This window comes from Pseudomonas sp. TWR2-1-1 (assembly GCF_049897045.1).
In the GTDB taxonomy this organism is placed as follows: domain Bacteria; phylum Pseudomonadota; class Gammaproteobacteria; order Pseudomonadales; family Pseudomonadaceae; genus Aquipseudomonas; species Aquipseudomonas versuta.
Map to the genome: position 1 here is coordinate 367407 of NZ_JAFCVM010000003.1, position 10144 is coordinate 377550.

Sequence of the window (10144 nt, forward strand, 5' to 3'; positions counted from 1 at the left end):
TGGGAGGCGAGGGTAGCCCGTCTTTATTGAGTTGTATCGGGCGGTAGGAAGATAAACGGTATATAAAAAAAGATATAGCGTTTTGCTGGCTTGCGCCGTATCTCCTGACTCAGCCTGCCTTGCGCAGGGTGATATTTATTCGCTGCTCACCCAATACCGGATGATGTCCTGGCTGGATTGGCAGCACCCCGTGGTAGCGCAAGCGATCCACGCCTCCCCAGACCACAATGTCGCCATGGAATAAAGAAATACGTTGTGTCGGGTCGCTACGCTCAAAGCCGCCAAACTGAAAAACAGCCGGCAACCCTAACGAGATCGAGACGATGGGCGCTTCAAAGGAGCGCTCATTTTTGTCCTGATGCAGGGCCATTCTGGCGCCCGGGCTGTAGGTGTTGATCAGGCAGGCATCGGGTACAAAATGGTCGAAGCCTGCGGCGCCGGCGGCTGCTTGGGCCAGCGCCAGAAAGGCAGCAGGCATGGCAGGCCAGGGCTGATTGCGCAACGGGTCGACAGGGCTGTAGCGGTAACCGTTGCGGTCGCTGGTCCAGCCCAGTTCGCCACAACTGCTCAAGCGTGCCGACATGGTGAATCCGCCGGGCGTTTGCATGGCTCGAAACGGCGACTGGGTCAAGACTCCGGCCAGGGCCTGCATGAGTGAATCGGCCCATGGCAAGGCAAACCCGCGAAGCACAAAACCCTGCACGCCAATGGTTTCGAGTCGCGAAGGCTGCTGCAAGTCCTCTTCAGCAAACAGGTCAAGAGTCATGCTTAAAGCGGCTTGCTCGCTTTGACATCGGTGATCTTGTCGTCTGAACCGGCATGAATGATTTCAAGGGCTGCGCGGGCTTCTTCATCAGAGCCGGTCGGGAGCTGTGCAAACTCAAAGCGACGCTCGCCGTTGAGTTTGTATTTGATGACGTATTTAGTGGTGCTGCGAATAGTGTCCACAATATTTCCTGTCTTGAAGGCCGGGGGTGTCAGGCTTAGCGGAGTTTGGAGCTGGAGCGGCGCACGATCTTGATCGTAGGCTGGAAGCTAGGCTTGCGGGTCACGCTGATTGCCCGGCTGGTCACGGTATCAATGGTGATGTTCCAGAAGCCGGTGCTGGGTGCAGTGATTCTGGCCGGGAAATCCTTGAACGCGCCACCGTGGTAGGAGTGACGGCCGCCATTTTTGAAACTGCGAAAGTGTGCGTCGCTCATCAGGCGGATATTGCAGGGTTGGGAGCACTCGATGACGACAATGTCGTCTTCGTTCAGGTGCTCGCGCTGGTGAATAAACTTCATGGGGGCTCCAAAAGGGGGGCTTTAGCTGAAAAATCAGCACGATAGCATGTGCTTTAGTCCAAACAGGAAGCTAAAGGCGCTTATTATGCCGCGATGCAGGCAAGTCTGACGTAAAACGCGGATAATTCGCCACAATTGAATATTTATTCCCTGTGACCGGGGAGAAAACTTATAGATCTGCTGTCGTAGGGTCTTTAACGGAGGAATTGTATGAAGCGGGGTGTTTTGCTGGCAATGCTGGTTTTGGGTGGCTGTGCAACAGTCACGGATATAGAGCAGACGCTGCCCACAATGAGTGTGATTTCAGGCAAGAAGCCTGATGCGTACGCTCAGTGCCTGGTGCAACAGCTGTCCAGCACTCGGAGGGCGCCACAAATTGAGCCGCACAAAGAGGGTTTACGCATCATCGTTCCGCAAAAGCTGACGTCGAATCCGACAGCGGTGATTGATATTGAGGAGCGTTCTGGCGGCAGCAGCATCAAGGTCTATGAAAGCATGTCCAACGTACCTGTACGTCCAGGAGATATTCGCAAGGCCGCCACACATTGTATTTCCGGTTGATCGATCGAGATTCGATCCCGTCGCACCCTCTAAAAACCTGACGACTGCAGCAAGCGGTGTCAGGTTTTTTTATGCCTGGTGCTTCACATGCCCCGGCGTTCGAGTTCCCTTGAACGGGACTGCCACCTATGCTCCAGCGGCAGCTCTTCAGGCGGGCAATGCACTCTCATCCCTGATGTCTGCCTGCATGAGGCTATTACTTGCACATCACCACAATGTTTCGGCTGTTGAAATTGCCCACATCAACACCCAGGGTTTTATCGCTTTCCGGCACAACGGGTGAGCCATCGGTTCCTACAATGCTGTAACCCGTCCCGGCGCAGGAAGCGTCAGCCTTTTCGTAGCACTTGGCCCACGACATGGCCTCGCCAGAACAGTCTATGCTCAGACCTTGTTTGCCATTAACCAAATAGGTACTGGAAGCAGTGGCGCAGCCACCAAGAGCCAAAAGTGCAAGAAGTGTCAGGGGCTTATTCATCAGGGTAGTCTTCGAGAAATAAAGAATCAGGATTTACTGTTGCGCCGGCGGGCGGCAGGTGTCGGCTGGTCCTGCAGTACAGAGGCAACCTCTATGGCTGCTTGTTCTGACTCGAACGGGCCGGCCACTTTTTCTTCGGAAGAGTCGCTAATCCACCATTCATTTGGGCTGACATTTTTTATCAGATAACCGTTGATACTGTTTGTGGCGGACATGATGCGCTGGCCTTGTTGGCAGGGGAGTGGGCGCAATAATAACGCCAATTCAGTGCTTATAGTTCGGGTTATGGCTGCTTTATCCAGACAACTCACAAAATCTCGGGGCATAGTCGCAGGTTGCGCCGGGCAGTTGCGGATATGAAAAATAAGCAATAAGTGAACTAACTTGCGCAAATTTTCTCTATGTTGGCATCAGTTTGCTCTCGGGAGGCATTGTAACGTCGATGCCGCCTGATTAGACTGCGCCAAAATTCGAACGTACAGCCCTTTTAAGGACTCATATGATCAAGAAATGCTTGTTCCCAGCAGCCGGTTACGGCACTCGCTTTTTGCCAGCGACCAAAGCCATGCCTAAAGAAATGCTGCCGGTGGTGAACAAGCCACTGATCCAGTACGGGGTTGAAGAAGCACTGGACGCTGGCTTGACCGAAATTTCCATCGTGACAGGACGTGGCAAACGCGCACTGGAAGACCACTTCGATATCAGCTACGAGCTGGAAAACCAGATCAAGGGCACCGATAAAGAGAAGTACCTGGTTGGTATCCGTCGCCTGCTGAGCGAATGTTCGTTCTCTTACACCCGTCAAACCGAAATGAAAGGCCTGGGTCATGCAATTCTGACCGGCCGCCCGTTGATCGGCGACGAACCCTTTGCCGTAGTTCTGGCGGACGACTTGTGCGTCAACCTGGAAGGCGACGGCGTTCTGACGCAAATGGTCAAGCTGTACAACCAGTACCGCTGCACCATCATTGCGATTCAGGAAGTTGATCCACAGGAAACCAACAAGTACGGCGTGATCGCTGGCGAAATGATCGGCGATGATCTGTACCGCGTGCGCAACATGGTTGAAAAACCGGCACCGGAAGATGCACCTTCGAACCTGGCCATTATCGGCCGTTACATCCTGACGCCGGATATCTTCGACCTGATCAAACAGACCGAGCCGGGTAAAGGTGGCGAAATCCAGATCACCGACGCCTTGATGAAACAGGCACAAAACGGTTGCGTAATCGCCTACAAGTTCAAAGGTCAGCGCTTTGACTGCGGTGGTGCTGAAGGCTACATCGAAGCCACCAACTTCTGCTTCGAGAACTTCTACAAAACTGGCAAGGCTTACTAATAGCCCCAGTCTGTAAAGTTTCAAGATAAAGCCACCTGCGGGTGGCTTTTTCGTTTTTTCACATTCGGCTACACCGGTGCTGGTCAATCGCGTTTAACTGATTATGCTGATGGCCTGCCCAGGAGATAGAAATGGCCTACGAATTTGATTTGTTTGTAATTGGTGCGGGATCCGGCGGTGTGCGTGCGGCCCGTTTTGCTGCAGGTTTCGGCGCGAAAGTTGCGGTCGCCGAAAGCCGCTATTTGGGCGGGACGTGCGTTAACGTCGGCTGTGTACCCAAAAAATTGCTGGTCTACGGTGCACATTTTGCCGACGACTTCGAACAGGCCTCAGGGTTTGGCTGGAGTCTGGGGGAAGCGAACTTTGACTGGCCAACCCTGATCGCCAACAAGGACCGTGAAATTCATCGTCTCAATGGCATCTACCGCAACTTGCTGGTCAACAGTGGCGTCACCTTGATGGAAGGTCACGCCAAACTGACCGGTGCCAACGAAGTGGAGGTCAATGGCCAGCGCTACACGGCCAAACACATATTGATCGCTACCGGCGGCTGGCCGCAGATTCCTGAGATCCCGGGCCACGAACACGCGATCAGCTCCAACGAGGCGTTCTTTCTTAAAGAGCTGCCAAAGCGCGTGCTGGTGGTAGGGGGTGGTTACATTGCGGTGGAGTTCGCCGGGATTTTCCACGGGCTTGGCGCCGAGACTTCATTGTTGTATCGCGGTGAGATGTTCTTGCGCGGCTTCGACGGGGCGGTGCGCAAGCACCTGCACGAAGAGTTGCTCAAGCGCGGGATGGACGTGCAATTCAACGCCGATATTGCGCGTATCGACAAGCAGGCCGATGGCAGCTTGAAAGCCACCCTCAAGGATGGGCGCGAGCTGATCACCGATTGCGTGTTCTACGCCACCGGACGTCGTCCGATGCTGGATAACCTGGGGCTGGAGAACACCGCGGTCAAACTCGACACACGCGGCTTCGTTGAGGTCGACGACCTTTATCAAAGCGCCGAACCGTCGATTCTGGCGATTGGCGACGTGATTGGCCGGGTACAACTGACGCCGGTTGCGCTGGCTGAAGGCATGGCCGTTGCCCGTCGCCTGTTCAAGCCTGAGCAGTACCGTGCGGTGGACTACAAGATGATCCCGACGGCGGTATTCAGCTTGCCGAATATCGGCACAGTGGGACTGAGCGAAGAGCAAGCCATCGAAGAAGGGCATAAGGTACAAATCTTCGAGAGCAGCTTCCGGCCGATGAAACTGACCCTCACCGAGTGTCAGGAGCGCACGTTGATGAAGCTTGTGGTAGATGCCGATACTGACAAAGTGCTGGGCTGTCACATGGTCGGACCTGAGGCCGGGGAAATTGTGCAGGGGCTGGCGATTGCCTTGAAAGCGGGAGCGACCAAGCAGCATTTCGACGAAACCATCGGTGTGCACCCGACGGCTGCCGAAGAGTTCGTGACCATGCGTACACCGGTCAAGGGTTAACAGCCGGGTTCAACTCCCAACCTGCAGGAGCGAGCTTGCTCGCGATGATATCGACCCGGTGCTCCAGAATGATCGGGGCCAAAGCATCGCCGGCAAGCCGGCTCCCACAAGGCCAGCATGCCCACCACGACCCCTGTGGGAGCGAGCTTGCTCGCGATGATGTCGACCCGGTGATCCAGAACGACCGGGCGCACAGCATCGCCGGCAAGCCGGCTCCCACAAGGCCAGCATGCCCACCACGCCCCCTGTGGGAGCGAGCTTGCTCGCGATGATATCGACCCGGTACTCCAGAATGACCGGGGCCACAGCATTGCCGGCAAGCCGGCTCCCACAGGATCAGGGCAAAGCCTGCTACGGCTACCTGAAGTCCGCGTACGGAATCAACGGTTGTACCGGCATCGGCAGGTTGCCTTGCCAGGTATCAAACGTATACCGCAGGTAGAGCATCGCCCGGCTTGGCGCGTAGCCTTCACTGTGTTGATAGAGCAAGCCACCGCCCAGCACCAGATTGTCCGTCAGCCTGCGTTCTACCAGCCCTTGCAGGCGAATGCCGATGCCATTGCTGTTGCCCCCCGACGTCTGCCCCAGCCCTTCCGACAGCTCGTAGCCAGCCTGATCGACCGCGTGCAGAATCTTGTCGTTCAGCCCGCTCAGAGGGTAGAGGTCGTTGGACTTGGTTTGTGCGTACGACCAACCCACCGAGCTTTCCAGGGATACCGACCAATTTGGCGTACGAAAGGCGTAGTTGAGTGGTACGCCAATGGAGAAGTATTGCTGGGGACTGTAATACCCGCCCTGGCCCAGGGTGTATTCGCTCAGGTCTTTGTCGTAGCTCCAGTACATTACGGTCAGGCCGGTGCGCATGCGTTCATCGGCGCGCTCGACCAGGCGATAGTAGTAGCCCGCCATGGCGGTGTTCTTGTGGTTGTCCTCGACATTTTTGCCCACCAGCCAGTGCTGCCCAAGACTCGCCCAAACACCGTCCACACCGCCTTCGTCGTGGCTCAGGCTCAGGGTCACGCCGTTGGAGGTCACACCCCCCCAGGTAACGCCCGTATTCGGGTCGGTTGCACCGGAATACGACAGGATCGAGTTGCTCAAAGGCCGACGCGATCCGGTCAGAGTCCAGCCCACTGAGCCGATCTTGCTGCTGTATGCCACGCCGCCCAGCCAGTTAGGCACTTTGAACGTATCTGGCGTGCGGCCGATATCAACGTTCCACGTCTCGTTCTTCCAGCCGGCCGCCATCATCGTGCCGTTGGCCGATTGCGAGCGGTCCTCACAGCCCGAGAAGTCCGGCCCGGTCGTACCCTTGCGTCTTACGGCAACCCCGCAGGTGCCGTAATTCTCACGCACGAGACCGTCCGGATCGGCTTTGAAAGCCCCTGCATCCATGTTGATTTGCTCGGCCCGCATAAAGCCGGTGCCATCGGCGACCGGCAAATCCAGTTGCAGGATGGTGGTCCGGGTATCGGTGTCAGAGGTGCCCTGCGAGGCGTTATCCGAGCGCCAGCCATAATCGGTGTACAGATGCAGCGTCGGGTTTTGCCGCTGGTACAGTTCATCCACATCACTGCGCAGGCTGCGCGCCAGCCATTGGTCATCGTCTTTTTCACGACTGGCCATGGTCATGGCGCGATCGTCCCGCGGGCTGGCCTGTTCTGGTGCCAGCAGCCCGGCCCCGGCCATGCTTTTGGCGTAGTAGTCCAGGGCTTGCTGAGGTTCGGTAGCGGAGATCAAGCGTGCCGCATCGCGGTACATCAGCGGGTCGGCCTGGGGCGTCTTGAGCAGTTCGGCATACATGGCTCTGGCCTTGTCGGGTTCCCCCACGTCGGTCCAGGCATTGGCCACCCGCCGTTGTTGCGCCGGGGTCAGAACCACGCCCGGAGCCGGCTTGAACTGTGCCAACAGCTGGCGTGCCGCTGGCAGTTGCTTGCTGGCAATCAGGGTTTCGATTTGCCCCAACCGGGCGTTGGTGTTGTCAGGCTCTTTTGTCAGCACCTGAGCGTACAGGGTTTGCGCCCTGGCAAAGTCACCGCGCTCCTGGGCCCATCTGGCAACGGTCATCAAGTCATCGCTGTCGGGGTTTTGCATCAGCAAGGCAACTGCCTGGGGCTCTTGTCCGGCCGCACGCAGGCTGTCGGCCCGGGCGACCAGCACGTTGCGTTGCAAGCGTGCATCGAGTTCGCGCATGGCATCAGTCCATTGCGCCCTGGGCAACTGTTCCAGAGTGCTCAGGGCACTGGCATCCCGGTCGGTACTCGAGAGGTAAAGCGCATACGCGTACAGCGCCTCCGGATTTTTGCCCTGGCGTTGCATGAGCTGTTTGAAGCTGTCGTCGGCTGCGCCCGGTTGATTGATTTCGCGCTGGGCATTGGCCAGGCGATAGGTCAGCCAGGGCTCGTCGGGGGTCAAACTGCGAATCTTGCTCAGCAGTGCAACCACCTGTGGCCAGTCCTTGTGCGCGCTGGCGGCATCGGCCTGACGGTTGAGCTCGTCCAGCTCCATGCTTTGGCGCAACCCGGCATATTCCTTTTGACTGGCAGGGGGCAGGCTATTGAGGAAGGCTTTGGCCTTGTCCGGTGATTGCGCGGTGTACAGGCGCACCAGACCGCGCACGGCGCCACCATTGCCCGGCTCCAGCCGGCGGGCCTGCAACAGCAAGGCTTCAGCCTGGATATCGTCGTGCTCACCGCGGGCAACGCCTGCAAGCCCTATCAGCGGGTCGGCGTCCCCGGGTTTGGCTTTGCGTGCTTGCTGGTAGGCATTGCGTGCCACGGCAAAATTGTTTTGCTCCAGCGCCTTGTCGCCCTGGCTGAGCAGCATCCGATAGCGGCTGGCATCCATCAGGTCTTGCCATTTACTGATATTGGAAGTGTCTTGATCCTTGGTCCGGGCGGTGGCGAAATTGGCGCTGGACTCTTGGTAGCGGCCTTGACGAAACAGGGCCATGCCCAGTGCTCCGTAAAGGGTCGGGTCATCGGGGTATTGCTTGAGCGCACGGCGCAACAGACCTTCAGCCGCCACAGGGTTGCGCGACTGATCAATCATCTGCTTGCCCTGGGCGCCGGCCAGCCATGCCGGATCACCGAGCAAGTGCTGTTGGGTCTGCAGATTTTTGTTGGCTTCGCCAAGCAGTGGCGAGGTCGGGTAGCGGCCCACAAAAGCCTGCCAGGCCTGGGCAGTGGAGCGATCAACAGGCAGGGTGTTGAGGTACTGGTATTCGCGTTCGGCCGCTGCGTTGCTGGCCAGCGGGTCTGTTGACAGCTGATGCAGCACCACCAGCGCTTCGGGGGCCCGTTTCTCCCTGAACAGCAAATCAGCCAGGGTCTGGCGCAAGCCGACGTTACCCGGGTACTGGCTGTCCAGCGCCCGCAGTTGCTCGATCACCTTGGGCCGCTGGCCGACGATGTTGCTGCGAATGCGCAGGTATTCAAGAGATGTGTTGAAATCCGGAGGGTCATTGCCGAACAGTTGCTCGAAAATCGCGGCGGCTTCGTCCGGTCTGCCTGCGGCGGCAAACAGGCGGGCCTGCTGCAGGGCCTTCTGGCTTTGCGGGTCTTGCAGTTTCATCAGGCTTTGGGCCTGGCGCAGTGCTGCAGAATCGGGAGCGACGGCTTGTAATTGCGCGAGGCGCTGGTTTGCCAGCCCCGGATTTTTGTCCAGCAACGCCTGGCGGATCGAGGCGACGAGCGCCTGCGGATTGTTCGGAGCGATCAGGCTCAGGCGCGCCAGTGAGTCGCGTACCAGATCTTCGCGGTACAAGGCTTCACCGATACGTACTTGCTCCAGCAACCACTGCTGCTGGTCCTGCACGTTGACCGGTTGGGCCATGGCCACTGTGGACAAGCCGCCGAGCAAAAATGCCAATGTCGTTAATTTTTGCATGTGTTCGCCCACGCTGGACTGAGCCGACCATCCTTGTCAAAGCGATAGCGTTGTTGATCCCAGCCCTGGCCGAACAGCAGCAACGACTGGTTGTAATAAGCATCCGCCGCGGGCGGTTCCTGTTGCACGCGTGCCTGCTGGACCGCCAGCGCCGGGGAGTCGGCGCTGGCGAGCAGCGGCAGCAGGGCGCCAGAGAAGCCCACAGGGCCGGTACCGGTGTAGGTGCCGGTTAGGGCATCTACGCTCTCTGGCGGATAACCCAGGGTTTGGGTCAGATTGACCATGGGTGCAAAGTGCTGTTGCAGGGTTTGGCGATTGGCCGCGTCCTGAGCCAGCATGCCGACCCACAGGTAGACGCGGATCGCATCGTAGTCACCCGCGCTGCCCTCCTTGGTGTCCGCAGCCCAGCCGCCATCGGTTTTCCACAGCAGCCAGTCCGGGGCAAAACCTTTGGGCGAACCTTCGAGCAGCAGGCGTTGCTGATTGCTCGCAAGCTCGGCCCACACCGGTGAGATTTGTGCAAAGCGGGCCAGCAGTTGCGGCGGCATATAACTGGGGTTCAGGCGCCAGCCCTGAGCACTGTCAAACCCGGCATCTCCGGGCAACAGCATCACGCCCAGCCGGGGCAACTTGCGCAGGCTTTGTGCGGCGCTGCGCCAGAGCATGTTTTGCCCTTGCGCGACATAAGCCGGCCACTGCCACAGCCTGCCGGCTTCCAGCAGGCTGTAGGCGATCCACAGGTCAGCATCACTCGCGTTGTTGCTATCGAGTATTTGCCAGTTACCGGCCTTGGAGCGCCCCCACTGCCAGGCGGGCAGGTGCATATCAAGATCACCCCCGGCCAGATTGTTGCGCGTCCAGGCCAGTATCTTCGCAAAGCTGTTCGGGTCATTACCGACCAGGGCAAAAAACAGCCCGTAGCTTTGCCCTTCCGAGGTGGTAATCATCTGCGCCGACGAGCGATCGATAATGCGCCCGTCGGGACTCATCATGGCCTTCTTGTAACTGTCCCAGGCGGGCCAGTTACAGGCTGCAGCGCTCGCTACCTGGGGCAAAGACCCCAGGGTCACGGACAGTGCAAGTGCTGCAACACGTCGCATGG

At 58.2% G+C, this 10144-nt stretch carries 10 protein-coding genes; 3 read left to right on the top strand and 7 right to left on the bottom strand.

Annotated features, from left to right (window positions below; all coding sequences use genetic code 11):
* Positions 1 to 109: 109 nt before the first annotated feature.
* The 3 genes from alkB to ACP7BO_RS09885 are packed head-to-tail and all read right to left on the bottom strand — an operon-like array spanning position 110 to position 1286.
* The gene (alkB, locus tag ACP7BO_RS09875; RefSeq protein WP_426209971.1) at positions 110 to 766 is read right to left on the bottom strand and encodes a DNA oxidative demethylase AlkB; all 657 of its coding nucleotides are present in this window, start codon (positions 764 to 766) and stop codon (positions 110 to 112) included.
* A gap of 2 nt (positions 767 to 768) precedes the next feature.
* Positions 769 to 948 carry a hypothetical protein gene (locus ACP7BO_RS09880; protein ID WP_060692616.1) on the bottom strand — a complete coding sequence of 60 codons (180 nt, stop codon included), beginning with the start codon at positions 946 to 948 and terminating at the stop codon, positions 769 to 771.
* Positions 949 to 983: 35 nt separating this feature from the next.
* Positions 984 to 1286, bottom strand: coding sequence for a DUF1883 domain-containing protein (locus ACP7BO_RS09885; protein ID WP_003445729.1), 303 nt, complete (start codon positions 1284 to 1286; stop codon positions 984 to 986).
* A 210-nt stretch (positions 1287 to 1496) separates the two neighbouring features.
* Here ACP7BO_RS09885 and ACP7BO_RS09890 point away from each other — a divergent pair, with 210 nt between their 5' ends.
* Positions 1497 to 1847, top strand: a complete 351-nt coding sequence (locus ACP7BO_RS09890; RefSeq protein ID WP_060692614.1) for a hypothetical protein — start codon at positions 1497 to 1499, stop codon at positions 1845 to 1847.
* Between the two features lie 196 nt (positions 1848 to 2043).
* Here the strand turns inward: ACP7BO_RS09890 and ACP7BO_RS09895 are convergent, their stop codons facing one another.
* On the bottom strand, positions 2044 to 2325 hold the full coding sequence (locus ACP7BO_RS09895; protein ID WP_060692612.1) for a hypothetical protein: 282 nt from the start codon (positions 2323 to 2325) through the stop codon (positions 2044 to 2046).
* Positions 2326 to 2351: 26 nt separating this feature from the next.
* A complete protein-coding gene (locus ACP7BO_RS09900; protein ID WP_060692610.1) occupies positions 2352 to 2540 on the bottom strand; it encodes a hypothetical protein in 189 nt (62 codons plus the stop codon).
* Positions 2541 to 2824: 284 nt separating this feature from the next.
* Between ACP7BO_RS09900 and galU the strand changes: the two genes are divergently transcribed.
* Both galU and gorA read left to right on the top strand, forming a co-directional pair.
* Positions 2825 to 3664: a UTP--glucose-1-phosphate uridylyltransferase GalU gene (gene galU / locus ACP7BO_RS09905; RefSeq protein ID WP_060692608.1), complete on the top strand. Its 840-nt coding sequence runs from the start codon at positions 2825 to 2827 to the stop codon at positions 3662 to 3664.
* A 131-nt stretch (positions 3665 to 3795) separates the two neighbouring features.
* The gene (gene gorA, locus ACP7BO_RS09910; RefSeq protein ID WP_426209974.1) at positions 3796 to 5154 is read left to right on the top strand and encodes a glutathione-disulfide reductase; all 1359 of its coding nucleotides are present in this window, start codon (positions 3796 to 3798) and stop codon (positions 5152 to 5154) included.
* Positions 5155 to 5511: 357 nt separating this feature from the next.
* Here gorA and bcsC read toward each other — a convergent pair whose 3' ends face one another.
* Together bcsC and bcsZ are read right to left on the bottom strand one after the other, a co-directional pair.
* On the bottom strand, positions 5512 to 9042 hold the full coding sequence (gene bcsC, locus ACP7BO_RS09915; RefSeq protein WP_397456832.1) for a cellulose synthase complex outer membrane protein BcsC: 3531 nt from the start codon (positions 9040 to 9042) through the stop codon (positions 5512 to 5514).
* Positions 9030 to 10142: a cellulose synthase complex periplasmic endoglucanase BcsZ gene (gene bcsZ / locus ACP7BO_RS09920; protein WP_397456830.1), complete on the bottom strand. Its 1113-nt coding sequence runs from the start codon at positions 10140 to 10142 to the stop codon at positions 9030 to 9032. Before bcsZ ends, bcsC begins: the two co-directional genes overlap by 13 nt.
* Positions 10143 to 10144 lie beyond the last annotated feature (2 nt).